Genomic DNA, 19,192 nt, shown 5'->3' on the forward strand with positions numbered 1-19,192 from the left:
TGCAGTTAGTTAAAGTAGGCAGTGCTTTATCGAATTGGACATAAAAAAATCGGCCACAACAGTTGTTGTGGCCGATTTCACTAAAACACGTGGGATGGGGTTAAACGCTATGGGTTTTACACCACTCGTTTTAGCGATTACTTAAGCTTTTTCGCTTTGCTCGGTGCTTGACCCACCTTCATTTTTACGCGGCGGCCTTGCATGCTTTTCTCAGCAGCAACTTGAGCGCCGACGTTGTCGGTTCTTTGTTGCTTCTTGGCAAAGCTACGGCGGGTTTGCAATTGCTTTAACAGCAATTCGCGGCTGCCCACTTCATAACCTGGCACTGTGACACGGCGAATTTGTTGACCAATCAATTTTTCGATATCGGCTAAGGTACGTTCTTCTTCGCGGCTCACAAATGAAATGGCTACGCCAGTTTTACCCGCACGGCCTGTACGACCGATACGGTGGACATAGTCTTCGGCGAGGAAAGGTAAGTCATAGTTGACTACGTATTCAAGGCTTGGGATATCCAGACCACGGGCGGCAACTTCGGTGGCAACCAGTACGCGGACATCACCTGCAACAAACTCACGCAGGGCGCGGCGACGACTGCCTTGGCCTTTCTCACCGTGGACCACTTCTGATGGGATACCATCTAAGTTTAATTCTTTGACTAGTGTATCGGCGGCATCACGGGTCGCGGTAAATACCAATACCTGTTGCCAGTTTTTCTTGCCGATTAGCTCAGACAGTAGTTCACGTTTACGGCGTTGTTCAACCGGATAAACGACTTGGCTAACGGTGTCGGCCGTAGTGTTTTGCTTATCAACGCTGATCACTTGCGGTTTAACCATCATATCGTTGGCGAGTTTTTTAACCGCACTTGAGAAAGTGGCCGAGAACAACAGGTTTTGACGCTTCTTATTGACCGCTTGCAGGATCTTTTGGATATCGGCGCTAAAGCCCATGTCTAACATACGGTCGGCTTCGTCTAGGACTAAAAAGTCGACGTTCGACAGGCTTAAGTTACAGGCGGTAAGGTGCTCAAGTAAGCGACCTGGGGTGGCAACGATTACATCGGCGCCGCGTTTCAGCTTTTGCGCTTGAGTCTCAATCTTTACGCCACCGTAAATGGTTAATACGCTGAAGTTTAAGTATTTGCAGTAAGCCGTAACGTTGTCAGCGACTTGAGCTGCAAGCTCACGGGTCGGCGTAAGGATCAATACGCGGGCATTTGACTTTAGCGTTTCGCTTGGCTTTTCAACCATCTTTTGCAGGATCGGCAGCGCGAAAGCGGCGGTTTTACCCGTACCGGTTTGGGCACTGGCTAAGACATCTTGGCCGCGGCGGATAGCAGGTATCGCTTGCTGCTGAATAGGCGTCATTTGTTGATAACCGCAATCTGAGATAGCGCGCAAAATCTCGGGGGAAAAACTAAAAGATTCAAATCTCATTTTGGATTCCTATCGTTCACTTATTCAAACATTCAAGCGCCACTAGCCTCTTTATCACTCGTCTAAAGGAGAGAGGTGTACCGGCTGGCTCATTCTTCCACACAGATTTTATAAGAAAAATGGCGGGCGCGGAGTATAGCAAAAATTTCGGTTAAAACCTGAACTTTTTAGTGTTTTGGCATTTTATCTGCATCATTTTATATCTTGCTTATGACTAACCAAAGGTGCGTCTTAGGCCGAGTGCCTTCTCTGCATTGTGTTTAAGCAGATGAGCTGCATCACCAATCAGATGGGTTGCGGCTAAGTTTTCTACGCTTGAATGGGTGATGGAATGTATATTGCTGGCAATCTCGTTGACCACTTGACGCTGTTGATCCGCTGCCACTGCATTTTGTTGGGCAAAGGTGTGGATATCACTCACTTCTTGGTAAATGGTGTTTACATTATCGGCGGACAGTTGAATGTCGCTAGCGCAGCGCTCCGCATGTTGGCGGCTCTGTTCCATTTCTTTGGCCCATATGTTGAGCATAGAGAACATTTTATCGACACTCTTTGAAATACTGTTGGTCGATAGTTGGGTTCGACTCGATAGCGCGCGCACTTCATCGGCGACTACGGCAAACCCACGGCCTTGTTCACCTGCACGGGCAGCTTCAATGGCCGCATTGAGGGCGAGAAGATTAGTTTGCTCGGCGATGGAGTCAATTTCGCCCATCGCATTAGCAACTTGCTCGGCTTCTTTATTCAATTGATGGGCATTGTTAGCTGCATCGGCAACAGACTTGGCCAGTTGTTCCACTTTTTGAGTGTTGGCCTTCATATTGGCGCTACTTTTAAGGCAAAGATCATAGGCGGTATTGATGCTGGTGGACGTGAGATGGGTATTCTGCGCGACTTCAGTGATGGTTGAACTCATTTCTTCCATCGCACTAGAGAGCTGTTCTAGCTGACTTTTCTCTTGATCTAGGCTGACATAGGTTTGCTCGGTCGCGACCACTAATTGATCGGCAATCGCATGCAATTGATTGGCTTGATCTTGTGTGCGCCCCAGTACGCCACTCATTTTGGCCTGCAGCATGATGAGCTGGAAATCGAGGATAGAAGACGTGTCTGCACCCGAGTAGATGTAGCGACTGATAGAGTCGTATTTGGTTTGCATTTCAATCAGTTTAGCGGGAATGCGAAAGGCCTCATCGTAGAAAATAGCCAAGTTTAAACTCATCAAAACCGCGCCAGCGATAATCACGCCCCAGCCCCAAAAGTAGCCTGCGATCAGCAGGCCGGTCGAGGCGACAACCGCCGAGAGGATACGTTTCTGCATTAAGCTTAAGGGCTTAGGAATGGATTTATCCAGTTTAAGTCTTTGGTATATCTCATTTGCTTTGCTGACGTAGGCGGCTTGAGGCTGAATACGCACCGATTGATAACCGACAATGGTGCCGTTTTCAAACAATGGTGAAACAAAGGCATCGACCCAATAGAAGCCACCATTCTTACAGCGGTTTTTTACTATGCCGCGCCAAGATTGGCCCGACTTAAGCTTTTCCCACATTTCTTTAAAGGCGGCGCTCGGCATATCGGGATGGCGAACCATATTGTGGGCACTGCCAATTAACTCTTGGGCGCTATAGCCTGAGACTTCGGCAAAACGGGCATTAACGTAAGTAATGACACCGCGAGTGTCGGTGGTGGAAATGAGTTCATCTTGTGGTGTTAAGCGGATTTCTTGATCTGATCTCTGTGCATTCAGTGTTCTGTGGGCAGACGCGTTACTCTGGCTCATTTAGTGTGTCCATTCAGGGCCGATGTGATTCATTAGGGTTCAGGGGCGCGGTGTTAGGCGCTAATTTTCTTGCGCTTACTCTCATTGGGGTAAGCTTGTTATGTGACAAGACTATCATTTTTGTATGGGTATAGGAGAGCGGTTTTTGATGGTTTACCCATAAAAATCAATCGTCCGTTGTATTTGTAAGCTATTGCAAAATATAAAAATTTTAAGTAGTGCGAATATGGAATTAAACGAGCGTTTATCCTGCTAAAACGCAAATTTCAGTATTTTGTATAGGGTTATTGTTTTATCAGATATTGAGTAGAAAGTAGGCATCATATTATTTGCAAAATCTTTGCGGTGGCATTGGCCTAATGTCCTTGATTCGTTTGCCATATCGCGGCATTCATTCGGACGGTTTATTCGTCATAGTCTATTCTTTAATGGGCAATAAACTATGGCTTGCTGGATGTGTGATTTATCTGGCTTTGCTGCAGTTCAGTCATCTTATTTGTACCTTTTAGTTCATAAACTCAGGTTCATTAGCTTAGGTTTATTAGATCAGGTTCATTAGCTCACAACGGGAATGCGACATAAGAGGAACTTCCCATGGCGATATCACTTAGACGTGGCGTAGCGAAATTGGCTACCGCGTCCTTGGGGACGACAACGGCACTGCCCCATTGGCGACGTTTGATTTTTGAACGTCTATTTGGCTTCCTTGCGCTTCTCTGCGTGCCCGTATATATCACCAGCGTGTATTTATGTGTCATCGCCGATCTTTGGTCTATGGTGGTATTCGATACGCTGGCTTATTTGTTTTTATTGGTTTTACTGTATTTTCCTAAGCTTGCTGATAGCACGCGTTTTGGCTGTGGCTGTTTGTTAGCGTTTGCTATCGGCGTAGGTTTTTTGATTGCGATTGGTCCATCGGGTGCGGGGTTCTTCTGGTTATTTATCTTTCCGCCATTAGTGGGCATTTTTTTAGGCCGTCGCGCGAGCTTATATGCCCAATATTTGAATGGGTTGAGTCTGGTAATGATTGGGCTTGCCTATCATTTTGGTTGGTTAAACTGGCCCGATATTCGCGGTTACAGTTTGGGTATTTGGGCCGTTGTTGTAGTTAATTTTATTGTAACCAATGCCATGCTGACCTTAACCATCACTTATTTATTAGGTAAGTTGGCTGATTCACTCGATTCAACCTTAGCCTCGCGCCAAGCGACTGTATTAGGGTTGGCCAAACTTGCTGAATACAGAGATAACGAAACGGGCGCGCACTTACTACGTATGCGGCAGTATTCGAAAATGCTCGCGGCGCAGCGGTTGCAGGCCGACAATCCACCTGCTGAATTAAACGATGATTTTATTCAAGATATTAGTCTATCGGCCATTTTGCACGACATAGGTAAAGTCGGTATTGCCGATGCGATTCTACTCAAACCGGGTAAATTAACCCCGCAGGAGTTTGAGCAGATCAAAGCTCACCCTGTGATTGGTGGGCAAGTGTTACGCAGTTTGTTGGAATATGCGCCCCAATGTACGTTTATTCGGATGGGCCAAGATATCGCGTCGGGTCACCATGAAAAGTGGGATGGTAGTGGTTACCCCTTAGGGTTGAAAGGTGAGGATATTCCGCTTTCGGCACGCATAGTTGCCTTAGTGGATGTCTATGATGCGCTGACTTCGCCGCGATGTTATAAGCGACCCTTTAGCCACCAAGAGGCTATCGACCTAATTATTGAAGGTAAAGGTAAGCATTTCGATCCTGAGTTAGTCGATTGTTTTATGGTAATTCATCAGGAGTTTGAAGTGTTATCTAAGGCATCGCTGGATGATGCTTATCAGCCTATGGCGCAGCCTACTATGGTCTAGCGGCTCATGTTTACAATCGTGTTTTGAAATTGAAAATGTGTTTTGAAACCATGTTTCGAAACTATGAGCTGAAAGCATGCTATTGAAATACGACTAGGCCTTGAAAATACAGAAGCAGTGCTAAAAAAAACGCCCAAGGCTCATAGCCTTGGGCGTTTTATTTTGTAGCATATAACGGATGTAGAAGATGATTTAAATGACGACTTAAATCGCTACTTATCCGCAGGAGTGCTAAATCGCTCTAAATCGCTTTAGTTACTTGCGTTAACCACGCGAGTTCATCACCGGACATCAGCGGCGAAAGTGTATTAAACACTTGCTGATGGTAAGCATTGAACCAGTCAATTTCGCTTTGTGTTAGCAAGCTCTTATCGATTAGGCGGGCATCCATAGGGATCATAGTCAGTGCATCGAACTCATACATCTCGCGCTCTGCGCCTTTCAGTGCTTCACAGTGTTGCACTACGACTAAGTTTTCTAAGCGAATGCCAAAACTCTCAGCGCGGTAGTAACCCGGCTCGTTGGAAAGCACCATGCCGGGCATCAGTGCGATACCGTTGACATTTTTACCTATGCGCTGTGGACCCTCGTGCACACTTAAAAAGTGACCCACACCATGGCCTGTGCCGTGGTCGTAATCAAAGCCATGTTGCCATAAATATTGGCGGGCGAATGCATCGAGTTGCTGGCCTGAAGTGCCTTTAGGGAAGCGAGCTTGGTCCAGCGCGATATGGCCTTTTAGCACCAGCGTGACCATTTTTTTATGCTCATCAGTGACTTTGCCAATCGCAATAGTACGGGTCACATCTGTGGTGCCATCGATATATTGCGCGCCAGAATCCACTAAGTAGATGCTATCCATCGTCATCATCGCTGGTGTGCCATTGTTGTGATTGTAATGGCACATGGCGGCATTGGGGCCCGCTGCAGAAATGGTGTCGAAACTTGGCTCGCGATAGCGCTCATCTTGCAGGCGGAAGCTTTCTAACTTATCGGCAAGTGTGGCTTCATCGTGCATACGCTTGGCGGCGACTTCGGCATCTAACCATGCAAGGAAGCGGCTCACAGCAACGCCATCACGAATGTGACAAGCGCGCATTCCGGCAAGTTCTGAGGGATTTTTCTGCGCTTTAGGCAAAGAAACCGGATCAATGCCAGCAATCAATTTAGCCCCCGCTTCACGGGCGAGGTTTTGTGCCCAAGCGTTAGCTGAGTTTGGATCGGCAAGCAGTTTAACGCCTGATAAACTCGCCAGCGTATCGGCGAGGGACGCTTCACTTTTAAAGCTAACGCCTGCACCGACATGCTCCTCAATGCCCTCTGGAAGTTTGCTTAAATCGGTAAACAGCTGCATATCGCCATTAGCGTGGAGTAGGGCACTGCCGAGCACAACGGGCAGACGCGGCACATCGTTACCGCGAATATTTAACAACCAGCAGAAAGAATCTAAGGCGGCGATCAACGCGACATCAGCACCGGCTTTTTTCACTAAGGCGCCAATTTCAATGCGTTTTTGCAGACTGGTTTTACCGGCACTCTCGTTACTGAATAACGTGATTGGCGCACTCGATGGTGCGGGGCGATCCTGCCAATGTAAATCGATAGGGTTTTGCTCAACCGCCACTAATTCGATTTGGGCTTTGTTTAAGGTCGCTTTGGCATTTTCAAACCAAGCTAAAGTATGCAAGCGTGCATCGAAGCCAACGCGTGACCCCGCTGGTAGCGTGTCACATAACCATTCAATTTGTGGCGTGTCTGTCAGGCTTTCGTAGCTGAAAAGTGCAGCATCCACTTGCAGACGAACTTGCACCGTATAACGGCCATCGGTAAATATTGCGGCTTTATCTTTCAATACGATAGCCATGCCTGCCGAACCGGTAAAGTGGGTTGCCCAGTACAAACGTTCGTTGTGTTCTGGCACATATTCGCCCAGATACTCGTCGGCGCGGGGAATGATAAAAGCATCGAGATTGGCAGAAGATAATTCGCTGCGAATAGCGTCGAGGCGGCTGGCGATAGAATGTGACATATGGGCTCCAAGTGAGACTGGCACGCTGTGCAAGTCGGTAGGCAAAGCTTGCCTAAGGATACGTTTATTTGAGTTCTAACCAGCTCGGATTATCGCAAGCCTAACGCGCGAGATGCAAGGGGAGCGAATAAAGGATTTTGTATACAATCGTGAATTTGTGCTGACTGCGATGAGCAAGCTAAGCTTTTAAATCCTTAATTTATTTGTGTGACTCTTAGTCATAAAACTCGAGTAAAACAAAATGTCAGTCATGTTTTTTTAGACTTGTTCCTTACAAATTAGCTACTTAAGTTTTATTCAATCGCTAACATTTGGACCCTATGCTAACATTTGCCATCTCCGCTCGGGGTCAGAGTGGGGCGCATGTATCAGTGGAGTAAGCGATGCAAATACTAACAATAGATGTGGGCGGTACGACAGCCCTGTTCGAACTTCAGCTCGCGGGACATACAGAACAATATAAAATTCCCACAGGCGAAGGTTTTAAAATTGAAGAGTTAAATAATCAAATCGCTGCGCTTGAACGCGATTACGATTTACAAGATTATCAATTAGCGATTGGCGTACCTGGACTGGTACAAAATAATCGTTTGGTTGCCTGTAAATCATTACCTGGGCTCAATGGTTTGAGTTTTGATACAGTGAAAACTCAAGGCGAGCTTAAGTTTATTTGCAACGATATGGATGCGGGTATGCAAGCCACGTGCGATGCCAAATATGCCTGTGAGTTGTTGGTCATGTGCGGCACTGGGATAGGGATGTCGATTGCGTTTAATGGGCAAGCCTTTACAGGTGCGACGGGGGTTGCAGGGGAGTTGGGGCATTGCCGCGTGATGACAGAATCGGGCGAATTTAGTTTAGAACAACTCGCCAGTGGCGATTCTGTACGCAGCCGTAACATCACCACTCAGGATGATTTATACCGTGCGGGCAGTTACCTTGGTATGGGGCTGGCGTGGACCGTGAATTTATTTAATCCCAATCGGATTTGGCTCGCGGGCAACATGATGAACAGTGCTCCTTACTACAAAGGCTGCCTCGAAAGCTTAAAGCAAATGGCATTGAGCGCGCCCTTAGCTGAGATGAAAATCAACCGCGTCGATGATATGGAAACCTTAGTGTGCAGAGGTTTATCTGTGATGCTCGCAAGGGATTATCCTCGCGCACAAGGATCATAGATGCTGTTCGCTTATGATTTTGAATTATTAGAGTTCAGCGGCTCAGTCCTAGCAATTTAAGCAGTATTAGCAGCATAAATAGTGAAATTGATAACAGGACAGGTGATGCCTTTGGCTTATCGTGTCCTGTTTTTTTATGGCTAAAATAGTCAGCAAAGCCTTAATTATCAAAGTAAGTATTAGAAATTTCTGAACTATATTTAATTGCTTTCTTATCAGACCACTACCTTAGTTGATAATATTTTGTTGCATTTTTATTGCGCTTACGTCTATGCTGATTATCGCAATGACAACGTTGTCATCGCGTGTAAAAGGCAAACCAGTTGAAAAACTGGGACGCAAAGCCTCCGGTCTAAGGGTTCGTCTGTACCTATGATAGCGGGGATACCACAGGTTTTTCTTCGTGCAATTGTCTGTCGTGTTGCATGGTCTTAAGAGAGTGTTGTTTCCTGTCTACGCTTTGTTTGCCTTATTGATTCATATAACAAATTCAATAGGGATATCTCATGTTCAAGACTCAAATTTCAACATCAGCCTTGCTGGTGGCATCGGCGCTGGCATCTACCGTGAGTGCCAGTGCATTTGCCGCAGCGCCCGGCAAACCGACTATAGGTTGGGGCGAAACCAAGTTCGCTATTATCGAAGTTAATCAAGCTGCTACGGCTTACAATCAGTTGGTAACCATTAAAGATGCTGCCGATGTGTCAGTTAGCTGGAACCTCTGGAGTGGCGATGTGGGCAACAAAGCCCAAGTGCTGCTCAACGGTAATGTCGCTTGGGAAGGCCCCTCGGGCGCTTCTGGCACCGCTAACTTTAAGGTGAATAAAGGTGGCCGTTATCAGATGCAAGTGCAACTGTGTAACAGCGACGGTTGTACGGCAAGCGATGCCAAAGAAATCCTTGTAGCCGATACCGATGGCAGCCATTTAGTGCCACTCAATGCTCCGCTTAAAGAAAACAATCGTCCATACGCTAACAAGTCGGGAAAAGTGGTTGGCAGTTACTTTGTCGAGTGGGGTGTGTACGGCCGTAAGTTCCCAGTTGATAAGATCCCAGCACAGAACTTAACTCATATTTTATATGGCTTTACCCCTATTTGTGGTGGTGATGGCATTAACGATAGTTTGAAAGAAATCGACGGTAGTTTCCAAGCGTTGCAACGTGCCTGTAGCGGCCGTGAAGATTTTAAAGTCGCTATTCACGACCCTTGGGCGGCAATTCAAATGCCGCAGGCGGGGGTGAGTGACTACTCAGATCCCTACAAAGGTAACTTCGGTCAATTGATGGCGCTTAAGCAAGCCCATCCTGATCTAAAGATTTTACCTTCGGTCGGTGGCTGGACATTATCTGATCCCTTCTTTTTCTTTGGCGATAAAACTAAGCGCGATACCTTTGTCGCATCGGTGAAGGAATTCCTGCAAACGTGGAAATTCTTTGACGGCGTGGACATTGACTGGGAATTCCCCGGTGGCAGTGGTGCTAACCCCAATTTAGGTAATACCAACGACGGTGAAACCTATGTGACCCTGATGCGTGAACTGCGCGTGATGCTTGATGAGTTAAGTGCTGAGACGGGTCGTACCTATGAACTCACATCGGCAATCAGTGCGGGTGATGACAAAATCGCTAAAGTCGACTACCAAGCTGCGCAGCAGTACATGGATTACATCTTCTTGATGAGTTACGACTTTAATGGCGGTTGGACAAACACTGAACTCGGTCATCAGACCAATCTTTATGAGGCGAGTTGGGACCCAGATACCCGCTACACCACTGACAAGGGCGTAAAAGCCCTGTTAACTCAAGGCGTAACCCCAGGGAAAATTGTGGTTGGTGCCGCTATGTACGGCCGCGGCTGGACAGGCGTGAATGGCTATACGGGCAATAACCCATTCACAGGGACAGCGACGGGCAAAGTGAAAGGCACATGGGAAGATGGCGTGGTAGATTATCGCCAGATAGTGAACGAGTACATGGGGAGTGGTTGGACTTACAGCTATGATGAAACGGCAGAAGCGGCATCAGTGTTTAAAGCATCGACGGGTGATTTAATCACTTTCGATGATGCGCGTTCCGTTAAAGCCAAGGGCCAATATGTGCTTGCCAATCAGTTAGGTGGTTTATTTGCATGGGAAATCGATGCCGACAATGGCGATATTCTTAATGCGATGCACGAAGGTTTAGGTCATGGCGAAGGGACAACACCACCAGTGAATAAAGCGCCGATTGCCAATGCGGGCGCGGATGTGAATGTCACAGGTCCAGCCGATGTGACGCTCAATGGTAGTGGCTCGCGCGATCCTGAGAACGGTGCGCTGACGTATCTTTGGACGCAAGTTTCTGACCCAACCATTGCCATTGCGAACGCCGATATGGCGAATGCGGCGATTCAATTGGCTGCAACGCAAACTGATGTTGCCTATAGTTTTAGTCTTAAAGTGACTGATCCAGAAGGGCTATCTGCCACAGATTCAGTGACAGTGACTAATAAGGCAGATACTCCGAACCAAGCACCTGTGGTGAGTGTGGCAGCCACTGCAACAGTGGAGGCGGGTAAAACTGTCAGCATAGTGGCGAGTGCCTCTGATGCCGACGGTGATGCCTTAACTTACGCTTGGACTGTGCCCGCTGGCGTGTCGGCAACCGGACAAAATAGTGCCACCTTAGTAGTCACTGGGCCTAATGTCACCGAAGCGACCAGCTATGGTTTGAGCGTGCTGGTTTCCGATGGAGCCTTAGATGCGAGCGCATCGACGAATCTCACCGTGACGCCAAAAGTGATCGGTGGTGGTTGTGATGCAACCGATCCTAATGCCGGTAACTATCCTGCTTGGCAAACCAGTGTGGTGTACAACACGGGCGATACTGTGAGCCACAGTCAGTTGGTATGGAAAGCCAAGTACTGGACGCAGGGCAATACGCCATCTCGCACCGCTGATCAATGGCAGCTACTTAGCCAAGTTGCTCTCGGTTGGGATGCGGGTGTCGCCTATACTGGCGGGCAAACCACCAGCTATAACGGCCGTCAATGGAAGGCGAGTTACTGGACTAAAGGGGATGTACCGGGCGTTGCGGCGGTATGGGTTGATATTGGTGCTGCAAGCTGTCCTTAATTATTCAACATACTAATATTATTTGAGTTATAGAGATAAAAAGCCCTGCGAAGATTCAGGGCTTTTTCTTTATTAAGTGATCTTACTGGCTAATTGAAGACTGATTTAATCAATCTTAAGCAGTTCCACATCAAAAATCAGCACTGATCCACCGCCAATTTTGCCCGTGCTGCGATTGCCGTAGGCGAGTTCACTTGGGATAAAGAAACGCACTTTATCGCCAACGACCATAAGTTGCACGCCCTCGGTCCAACCTTTAATTACGCGGTTAAGCGGAAATGCGATGGGCTCACCGCGATCAACCGAACTATCGAACACAGTACCGTCGATCAAAGTGCCATGATAATGCACTGTCACAGTATCGCTGGCTTTAGGGTGAACAGTGCCATCGCCTTGAGTTAACACTTGATATTGCAAACCCGAAGCTGTGGTGATAACACCTTCTTTAGTTTTGTTTTGCGCTAAAAATTCATTGCCTAAACGGATATTCTCTTGGGCGGCTTTTTGGCCGTTCATTGAGGTAAAGAAGTAAAAAATCACCCCAGCAATCACAGCTACGGCAAGTAACATTTTCATATAAAGAGCACCTTAGTTAATTTTGGCCATATTATCAGTTTTTTAGCTTGAGATGCTATCGGCACTCGCGTGTGCGTAGGGCTGGCTATCTGGTGCTACCAGTTCAACGCTTTAAAAACCCCCTCAAGACTTTATCCCGCTTTAGAGATCGCTTAACCTGTGGGCTTAAGACTCAATAAAAATTCAATAAAAACAGATAAAAACTAGAATTTAGATAATAAACAAGGAAAGTCTATGTTAAACAAAGCGGCAAAACCTCTGGTCAAACTCGTCGACCGATTCCTACCCGATCCCTATATATTCGTGCTTTTACTCACCTTAGTGGTGTTAATTGCTGCCGTGGTCGCAGAACACAAAACGCCACTGGAAGTCATTAATTATTGGGGCGATGGCTTTTGGACCCTGCTGAGTTTTTCGATGCAGATGTTGTTAGTGCTGGTGGCGGGATTTATGCTGGCAAGCTCCCCGCCAATTAAAAAGCTGCTCGATGCGATTGCGGGTTTAGCTAAGTCGGCACCGCAAGCCATTATGTTAGTGACCTTAGTATCACTGGCCGCCAGTTGGATTAACTGGGGTTTTGGGCTAGTGGTGGGGGCGTTGTTTGCCAAAGCCTTAGCCCGCAAAGTAAAAGTGGATTATCGGCTGCTGGTCGCCAGCGCCTATTCTGGCTTTGTGGTTTGGCATGGTGGGCTCGCGGGTTCTATCCCATTAACCATAGCAACGGCGGGGCATTTCTCCGAAGCACAAATTGGCATTATCCCCACCAGCGACACCATTTTCGCGAGCTTTAACTTACTGTTAGTGGCGATTTTGTTTGTGGTCATGCCATTAGTGAATCGTTTTATGTTGCCTGAAGACAAGGACAGCATTTATGTCGACCCAAGCGCTCTGGACGATAAAGTAAGCGAACCCGCAGTTTCGGCGCTTAACCCTGAAAATGTGAGCGAGCGTCAGCCTGAAAGCCGTCCTGCGGATAAGTTAGAAAATAGCCGCTTACTCGGCTGGAGTGTCGGTGGCGCTGGGCTTGTGTACTTAGGCTATTACTTTTGGGTACAGGGCGGCAGCTTAAACCTTAACTTAGTGAACTTCTTATTCCTTTTTCTCGCTATCCTCTTACATCAAACGCCACGCAGTTTATTAACCAGCTTGAATGAGGCCATTAAGGGCGGCGCAGGGATTGTGATCCAATTCCCTTTCTATGCGGGCATTATGGCTGTGATGGTGCAATCGGGTTTAGCCCAAAGTATTTCGGAAGGTTTTGTGGCCATCGCTAGCGCCGAGAGCCTGCCATTTTGGAGCTTTATCAGCGCGGGAATTGTAAATATTTTTGTGCCATCGGGAGGCGGTCAATGGGCCGTACAGGCACCGATTATGTTACCTGCTGCGCAGGCCTTGGGCGCCGATGTTGCTCGGGTGGCCATGGCCGTAGCTTGGGGTGATGCCTGGACTAACCTCATTCAGCCTTTCTGGGCACTGCCCGTTCTGGCAATTGCAGGCTTAAAAGCGCGGGATATTATGGGATTTTGTTTAATGCAGCTGATGATCACAGGCGTGATTATCAGTATCGCGTTGAGCTGGTTTTAAAAATAAAGCGATAGCTGATTCTGTATGTTAGAGAGTAAGAAGGGCAATTTAAGGTTGCCCTTTTTTATTGGCGATTAATGATGAATTAAAACCATTTTTTTGGATATTGGCGGCGGCAAAGCAAGTTGTGATACAGCCAACCAAAAGCCAGAATGAGCGCCACACCACTGGCGACGGGCATATACAGAAAATCCCAGTGCTGCGCCGTGAGCATAACGACTAGAGGATTCGCTCCCGCGGGTGGATGCACTGTATGGGTTAGCATCATCACTGCGATACCTAATCCAACCGCGAGCCCTAAGGTGAGCGGGGAGACTCCCAAAGTATTTAAAATTATTAGTCCGACCAGACTTGTGAGTAAGTGACCGCAGAGTATGTTTTTCGGTTGAGCGAGCGGACTTTCTGGTAAGGCAAACAACAACACCATAGTGGCGCCAAAGGGAGCCATTAACCAAATAGTTTGCGGTGTTAACTGTTCAAGCGCCGCTAAACTACTGATACACAACATGGCCCCGCACCCTGCGAGCAAGGCCATCTTTAGATTCTGTTGACTGATTCTTTGCATCTTTTTCTCCCATTAATGACTGGTGTTAAGCCCTTATTTTGAAAATAAATTGTGGACGTGAATGCTGACGCAAACCGTTTCTGTTAACGCGCTGCGATTTCTCGTGCTCACTCTTGATTCCACTGTTAACCAAATTTAACCCCTCGATGTAGACCGATCTGTCTACTCTTGGCGCATCTCCTCATGGGTAGACTGACTTGTCTACTCGTGAGAAGGTGTGACTCATATTTGTTAGCTAAGATTTGCTAACGAATGTTTACCAAAGATAAGGAATGAGTTGATGCAGGGCACAGACATTCAGATGGGAGCGTCATCGGATAAACGGCAACAATTGGTCACGACCGCCTTTAAATTGTTTTATTTTCAAAGTGTTCATGGAGTGGGGATCAACCAGATCCTGCAGGAATCGGCGATTGCCAAGAAAACCCTGTACCACCACTTTGCCAGTAAAGATGAGTTAGTCGAAGCTGTAGTGCGCTATCGCGACGAGATTTTTTATCAATGGCTTAGCGAGCGAGTGAACGCATTACCAGCGGGACGAGAGGGCATTTGTGGGTTATTTAGGGCGCTCGATGATTGGTTTAATCAAAAGGTGCCGCAGCTGTGTGAGTTTCGCGGCTGTTTTTTTATCAACGTCAGCGCTGAATTTACTGAGCCGAGCCATCCTGTACATCAACTCTGTGTCCTGCATAAACAGCGAGTGGCCAGTTTAATTGAGCAGCAAGTCTCAGCATTGGGTTTGCCTGAAGCTAAGACCCAATACCTAGCTGCTGCGATAGGTTTACTCAAAGAGGGCGCGATTGTGTCGGCCCAACTAAAGGGCGACACTCAGTCAGCACTGTTGGCATTATCTGTGGTTGAGCAGCTAATCGATGCCGCGACTCATGCTTAGATAAACATATCTACGGCGCCGGTTTTTATGCCATAACCCAGCACGGCTAAGTTAGCGACAACGGTGAGCCAGAAGACGTTTCTAAATGAGGCTTTAACTGACTTGTGCCTTAACACGTTTTGGGCAAACAGGGCGCCGGGCCAACCGCCCATGAGCGCCAGCAGATGCAAAGTGCTTTCTTTAGTGCGCCATTTACCGCGTTTTGCGGCTGATTTATCGATGGCATAGGCGATAAAGGTCAGCAGGCTCAGTGTGAGGTACATGCCCGCAATGCCGTAGGGAAGCATATGTTGCTGGGCCGCGCCGATTAAGCCAGCAAGAAAAATCAGCACTAATAACAGCGGCATAAGGCTTGAACCTGATGCGGCTGTATTGGACTTTTGAGTGCGACTATTTTGGGCACGATTAGTTTGAGGTGAAGCTCTGTTGCCCGTTTTGGCTGGTTTTGAATTCGTCATTATCTGGTATCAATCTCGTGTCAGTGTTTTTAAGCTTGCTGGCGTTCTTGTGATGCAGCGTATTTTTTAAACGCGAGGTGGCGCCAAAGTTTTTCCAATGGCCCTTGCTTGAAATAACGTAAGTACAGGCTGGCTAACAGTAATTGCACTACTGAATAAACCAGCGCCATGGCCATGTATCCCCATCTATCTAAGCTCAATAGCAATTCGGGAGCTAAGTGTCTAAACACTAACACGCCAACGATGGATTGCAGAATATAGAGACTAAACGCGAGTTTGCCAATATTTTGCAGCGGAGTCAGTATATTAGGATTATTCTGGCAAACCTTAACTATAATGTGGATGTAAATCAGCGCCATAGGAATAGCACTTAGCATGATTAACACATCCGAAAACGTCACTAGAATAGGATTATTGCTAAAGTCTAAACCGATATCGAGTAGCGATACCGTCACACTGGCGAGCACTAATTTCAGCAGTTGTGGCTTGCTAAACCCCCGCTCAAAAGTTCCCTGTTGATACAAGGCCATGCCGAGCAACATTAAGCCCGCCGTAAACCATATTATGGTAAAAGGGATCACCAACGCCATATAACCCACTTGTATCAAATGCAGGAACAATTGGTCGGCATAGCTTGAGGTCCATGCTCCGTATTGCTCTGCAAATAGACTCGATTCTCGAGTGAAAGGTTCATCGCTGCCCGTAAAGCTAATCAGCGTGATGATCACTAAGGCGCTTAAAATAAAAATATTCGCTTTGCGCTTAAGGGCTTCAATACTTAAATCTTTGTAACACAAAGCTAAAAATCCGCTGATCCCATAGGTTAATAAAATATCACCTGGCCAGATAATGATGCCGTGGAGTAGGCCAAATACCATTAGCCATTTCAAACGTGAACGCAGTAGTGGATATGCTTCTAGGCCTTTGGCACTAAATCTCTGATATTGAATAAAAAGCCCGACGCCAAATAAGATGGAAAACAGACTGATAAAGCGCGCCTCGATGAAAAAGCTGCTGAACACTTTGATTATGTGATCCGACAGCGGCGGCGTTTCGTGGGGGGCATAGCCAAAAAAAGTAATGCCCATAAAATAGATATTCATAAAAAATATCCCCAACACGGCTAAGCCGCGAATAGCATCGAGATTGGCATTACGTTGTGCGGGTATCGCCATGACGACTGGCTGCGTGGCGTTTGTTCTTGACCAAGGGTCTTTAGGTAAATTGGCTGGCACGTTAGCTGAGTTCCTTTCGCTAGTAGGCATGTTCGACTTTTCACTGGGATTTGGGAGGGCTAGCCTAGCAGGCACTAGCCCCCAATGAAATACAGCCAATACAAAAAGTGAAATACAAAAAAGATAGCAAGTGAAATATAGAAAGTGACTGAGAAGAGTGAAGATCCACTACTCGCCGATATCTTCGTTCCAGAGTGTGGGATGGCTAGCGATAAAGTCGTGCATCAGTTGTTTGCACTCGGCGTTATCGACCACAGTGACATCCACACCGCGGGATTTAACATAGGCTTCTGGTCCTTGGAAGGTGGTGTTTTCACCGACGATGACTTTAGGTATGCCATAAAGTAATACCGCGCCGCTGCACATGTCACAGGGCGATAGGGTGGAATACAAGGTTGCTCTTTGGTACTCGGCGGCGCTAAATCGGCCGGCATTTTCGAGGCAATCCATTTCGGCATGCAGTACTGAACTGCCTTTTTGTACCCGTTTATTGTGGCCGCGCCCGACGATTTTGCCATCTATCACTAATACTGAACCAATGGGGATACCGCCCTCGGCGAGTCCTTGTTTGGCCTCTTCAATGGCTGCCGCTAAAAATTCATCCATCTTGATATCCCTTAGTTGTGTGATTTTTTAGCATAACAGCAAGTGATTGTTTAGCAAGTGACTTTAGTCTGTATCGCTAGCGACTACTGTTGCGGTTTTTCTGAAATCCACAGCTTGATATGGCCCTTAACCACAACTACACCTTGGGTGTCGTAGGCGGTAACGGGAACCAACATATCGCCCGGAGTCCATTGCTCTGGCGTCACTTCGGCGATACATAAAATATCGCTGCCGGCTTTAGCCGTATAATCCAAACTCATGCCCTTAGGGATCCAACGTAAATGCTTTGGAATTGAGGCTTCGGCCATCACGCCCAGGCCATTTCTAGGCCGTTACAAATCGCAATCACATGCACAGTTTTTATATGATTATGAACAGCATGGCGTTTTTTAATTAAACAGGCGCAATGATTAAGGCGTAATTCAGTGATCAGTGGTTTGATGGTGCCGAAATAGGGTGCCATGCGTGACACCATGATTGAAAACAGTTTTTGGCCGAAGGGATAACGGCGAGTCTTGTGGTAGAGCGCGAGCACTTTATTTGGTTTTTGTTCTGCAGTGCTAGAAGAATCAGTCTGGCTCATGGTCATCCTTAATAATGATGCAAAGGGGGATTGTTATCTTGAGCCTGTTCCAAGTTAGGTTTGGATCGCTCTGGTCGGATGAGTGTAACATTAGGATAACAACAAATACCAGTCGGCATAATTAAGCAAACTTCATTTCGCGGTTTTTAGTGTAACACCGTATAATTGCGGCCAATTTGTCGTTTAACGGCAATGGCATATTGATTTAACTACAAGGACTCACAGTGAAATATTTGCTGACGTATTTTAAGGGAATGGCCATGGGCGCTGCCGATGTGGTGCCAGGCGTTTCGGGCGGCACCATAGCGTTTATTACCGGTATTCTTGATACCTTGCTCGATAGTGTAAAACGCATTAATCCTTCCCTTTGGGGCGTAATCAAGTCGCAGGGCATAAAAGGGGCATTTGCCCATATTAATGGTGGCTTTTTAGTGAGTCTGCTGGCGGGGATCCTAACCAGTATTTTTACCTTTGCTAAGTTAATCTCTTGGTTACTGGTGACGCACCCGATCCCGATTTGGTCGTTCTTTTTTGGGCTTATTCTTATCTCTGTCGTGCATATGCTTAAGCAAGTGAGTGGTTTCACTGTGGCACGTTTAGGTTTATTTGCCTTAGGTGTGCTGGCAGCATGGGCGATTACTGTGTTAAATCCGGTCGCGGTAGAAGCCAGTTATATGAATATCTTCTTCGGCGGCGCGATTGCGATTTGTGCTATGGTGTTACCGGGGATTTCAGGCAGTTTTATCTTATTATTGTTAGGCTTATATCCCGTGGTTTTAGCTGCGGCTAAAAATATTCAGCTGGATATTTTGGCCTGTTTCGCCGTTGGCGCTGTGATGGGATTACTGACATTCAGCCATCTATTGTCGGCACTGCTGCGTAAACACCACGATGCCACTATCGTGTTTCTAACCGGATTAATGTTAGGTACCTTAGGTAAAATTTGGCCGTGGAAAGAAACTTTAACTTGGCGGACCAACTCCCACGGCGAACAAGTACCTTTGCTGGAGCAAAATATTTCCCCACTTAATTTTGAGCAAGTAACGGGTCAGCCTTCACAACTGATGTTAGCCATTGTGTGTATGTTAGCGGCGATTGCACTGGTATGGGGGTTAGAGAAAGTGGGTAAAAGAGATTAATCCTTTATTCAATACCCTTGGTATAAGGTTTTCCCTATCAAAGCAGCGAGCCTTCGCTGCTTTGTTGTTTTTGCCCAAAAGGCATCAGATATTTAATTTTCATGGTTTTTTTGTACAATACTTAGCCTTTGCAGAGGTGTGCCTTTGGTTGA

At 47.0% G+C, this 19,192-nt stretch carries 14 protein-coding genes, 1 pseudogene and 1 riboswitch; of the genes and pseudogenes, 6 read left to right on the forward strand and 9 right to left on the reverse strand.

Annotated elements, in window-relative coordinates:
- Positions 1-137: 137 nt before the first annotated feature.
- Both AYJ58_RS09340 and AYJ58_RS09345 read right to left on the reverse strand, forming a co-directional pair.
- Positions 138-1,439, reverse strand: coding sequence for a DEAD/DEAH box helicase (locus tag AYJ58_RS09340; protein ID WP_106649885.1), 1,302 nt, complete (start codon positions 1,437-1,439; stop codon positions 138-140).
- Between the two features lie 214 nt (positions 1,440-1,653).
- A complete protein-coding gene (locus tag AYJ58_RS09345) occupies positions 1,654-3,222 on the reverse strand; it encodes a methyl-accepting chemotaxis protein (protein ID WP_106649886.1) in 1,569 nt (522 codons plus the stop codon).
- A 594-nt stretch (positions 3,223-3,816) separates the two neighbouring features.
- Between AYJ58_RS09345 and AYJ58_RS09350 the strand changes: the two genes are divergently transcribed.
- A complete protein-coding gene (locus AYJ58_RS09350; protein ID WP_106649887.1) occupies positions 3,817-5,082 on the forward strand; it encodes an HD-GYP domain-containing protein in 1,266 nt (421 codons plus the stop codon).
- A gap of 241 nt (positions 5,083-5,323) precedes the next feature.
- Here AYJ58_RS09350 and AYJ58_RS09355 read toward each other — a convergent pair whose 3' ends face one another.
- The gene (locus AYJ58_RS09355) at positions 5,324-7,111 is read right to left on the reverse strand and encodes an aminopeptidase P family protein (protein ID WP_106649888.1); all 1,788 of its coding nucleotides are present in this window, start codon (positions 7,109-7,111) and stop codon (positions 5,324-5,326) included.
- Positions 7,112-7,494: 383 nt separating this feature from the next.
- Between AYJ58_RS09355 and AYJ58_RS09360 the strand changes: the two genes are divergently transcribed.
- Both AYJ58_RS09360 and AYJ58_RS09365 read left to right on the forward strand, forming a co-directional pair.
- Entirely contained in the window at positions 7,495-8,289 is a 795-nt protein-coding gene (locus tag AYJ58_RS09360; protein WP_106649889.1) for an ROK family protein, read from the forward strand.
- A 303-nt stretch (positions 8,290-8,592) separates the two neighbouring features.
- Positions 8,593-8,681, forward strand: a riboswitch (cyclic di-GMP riboswitch).
- Positions 8,682-8,795: 114 nt separating this feature from the next.
- Complete coding sequence (locus tag AYJ58_RS09365; RefSeq protein ID WP_106649890.1) at positions 8,796-11,402, forward strand: glycosyl hydrolase family 18 protein; 2,607 nt, start codon at positions 8,796-8,798, stop codon at positions 11,400-11,402.
- 105 nt (positions 11,403-11,507) lie between these two features.
- On the opposite strand, the gene AYJ58_RS09370 is transcribed toward AYJ58_RS09365, so the two are convergent.
- Positions 11,508-11,978, reverse strand: coding sequence for an FKBP-type peptidyl-prolyl cis-trans isomerase (locus tag AYJ58_RS09370; protein ID WP_106649891.1), 471 nt, complete (start codon positions 11,976-11,978; stop codon positions 11,508-11,510).
- A gap of 234 nt (positions 11,979-12,212) precedes the next feature.
- On the opposite strand from AYJ58_RS09370, the gene AYJ58_RS09375 reads away from it, so the two are divergent.
- Positions 12,213-13,562, forward strand: coding sequence for a short-chain fatty acid transporter (locus tag AYJ58_RS09375; RefSeq protein WP_106649892.1), 1,350 nt, complete (start codon positions 12,213-12,215; stop codon positions 13,560-13,562).
- Positions 13,563-13,647: 85 nt separating this feature from the next.
- Here the strand turns inward: AYJ58_RS09375 and AYJ58_RS09380 are convergent, their stop codons facing one another.
- A complete protein-coding gene (locus AYJ58_RS09380) occupies positions 13,648-14,127 on the reverse strand; it encodes an HPP family protein (RefSeq protein ID WP_106649893.1) in 480 nt (159 codons plus the stop codon).
- Positions 14,128-14,407: 280 nt separating this feature from the next.
- Here AYJ58_RS09380 and AYJ58_RS09385 point away from each other — a divergent pair, with 280 nt between their 5' ends.
- On the forward strand, positions 14,408-15,019 hold the full coding sequence (locus AYJ58_RS09385; protein ID WP_106649894.1) for a TetR/AcrR family transcriptional regulator: 612 nt from the start codon (positions 14,408-14,410) through the stop codon (positions 15,017-15,019).
- Here AYJ58_RS09385 and AYJ58_RS09390 read toward each other — a convergent pair.
- The 4 genes and pseudogenes from AYJ58_RS09390 to AYJ58_RS09405 all read right to left on the reverse strand — a co-directional run bounded on the left by AYJ58_RS09390 (position 15,016) and on the right by AYJ58_RS09405 (position 17,901).
- Positions 15,016-15,477: a DUF1294 domain-containing protein gene (locus AYJ58_RS09390; protein ID WP_106649895.1), complete on the reverse strand. Its 462-nt coding sequence runs from the start codon at positions 15,475-15,477 to the stop codon at positions 15,016-15,018. The genes AYJ58_RS09385 and AYJ58_RS09390 overlap by 4 nt on opposite strands.
- Positions 15,478-15,506: 29 nt before the next feature.
- Complete coding sequence (locus tag AYJ58_RS09395) at positions 15,507-16,712, reverse strand: DUF418 domain-containing protein (protein ID WP_198555644.1); 1,206 nt, start codon at positions 16,710-16,712, stop codon at positions 15,507-15,509.
- Between the two features lie 168 nt (positions 16,713-16,880).
- Positions 16,881-17,318, reverse strand: coding sequence for a nucleoside deaminase (locus AYJ58_RS09400; RefSeq protein WP_071938312.1), 438 nt, complete (start codon positions 17,316-17,318; stop codon positions 16,881-16,883).
- Positions 17,319-17,401: 83 nt separating this feature from the next.
- Positions 17,402-17,901 (reverse strand): annotated as a pseudogene (locus AYJ58_RS09405) (hotdog fold domain-containing protein).
- Positions 17,902-18,125: 224 nt separating this feature from the next.
- Here AYJ58_RS09405 and AYJ58_RS09410 point away from each other — a divergent pair.
- The gene (locus tag AYJ58_RS09410) at positions 18,126-19,040 is read left to right on the forward strand and encodes a DUF368 domain-containing protein (RefSeq protein WP_106649896.1); all 915 of its coding nucleotides are present in this window, start codon (positions 18,126-18,128) and stop codon (positions 19,038-19,040) included.
- Positions 19,041-19,192 lie beyond the last annotated feature (152 nt).

The sequence above is a fragment of the Shewanella sp. Pdp11 genome (assembly GCF_002838165.1).
Taxonomy (GTDB): Bacteria; Pseudomonadota; Gammaproteobacteria; order Enterobacterales; family Shewanellaceae; genus Shewanella; species Shewanella hafniensis.

What these genes read in the sequence shown, in the direction of transcription:
- AYJ58_RS09345 (WP_106649886.1), bottom strand. Translation starts at nt 3,222, where the DNA reads ATGAGCCAGAGTAACGCGTCTGCCCACAGAACACTGAATGCACAGAGA.
- AYJ58_RS09355 (WP_106649888.1), bottom strand. Translation starts at nt 7,111, where the DNA reads ATGTCACATTCTATCGCCAGCCGCCTCGACGCTATTCGCAGCGAATTA.
- AYJ58_RS09390 (WP_106649895.1), bottom strand. Translation starts at nt 15,477, where the DNA reads ATGACGAATTCAAAACCAGCCAAAACGGGCAACAGAGCTTCACCTCAA.
- AYJ58_RS09350 (WP_106649887.1), top strand. Translation starts at nt 3,817, where the DNA reads ATGGCGATATCACTTAGACGTGGCGTAGCGAAATTGGCTACCGCGTCC.
- AYJ58_RS09360 (WP_106649889.1), top strand. Translation starts at nt 7,495, where the DNA reads ATGCAAATACTAACAATAGATGTGGGCGGTACGACAGCCCTGTTCGAA.
- AYJ58_RS09375 (WP_106649892.1), top strand. Translation starts at nt 12,213, where the DNA reads ATGTTAAACAAAGCGGCAAAACCTCTGGTCAAACTCGTCGACCGATTC.
- AYJ58_RS09370 (WP_106649891.1), bottom strand. Translation starts at nt 11,978, where the DNA reads ATGAAAATGTTACTTGCCGTAGCTGTGATTGCTGGGGTGATTTTTTAC.
- AYJ58_RS09400 (WP_071938312.1), bottom strand. Translation starts at nt 17,318, where the DNA reads ATGGATGAATTTTTAGCGGCAGCCATTGAAGAGGCCAAACAAGGACTC.
- AYJ58_RS09365 (WP_106649890.1), top strand. Translation starts at nt 8,796, where the DNA reads ATGTTCAAGACTCAAATTTCAACATCAGCCTTGCTGGTGGCATCGGCG.
- AYJ58_RS09385 (WP_106649894.1), top strand. Translation starts at nt 14,408, where the DNA reads ATGCAGGGCACAGACATTCAGATGGGAGCGTCATCGGATAAACGGCAA.
- AYJ58_RS09340 (WP_106649885.1), bottom strand. Translation starts at nt 1,439, where the DNA reads ATGAGATTTGAATCTTTTAGTTTTTCCCCCGAGATTTTGCGCGCTATC.
- AYJ58_RS09380 (WP_106649893.1), bottom strand. Translation starts at nt 14,127, where the DNA reads ATGCAAAGAATCAGTCAACAGAATCTAAAGATGGCCTTGCTCGCAGGG.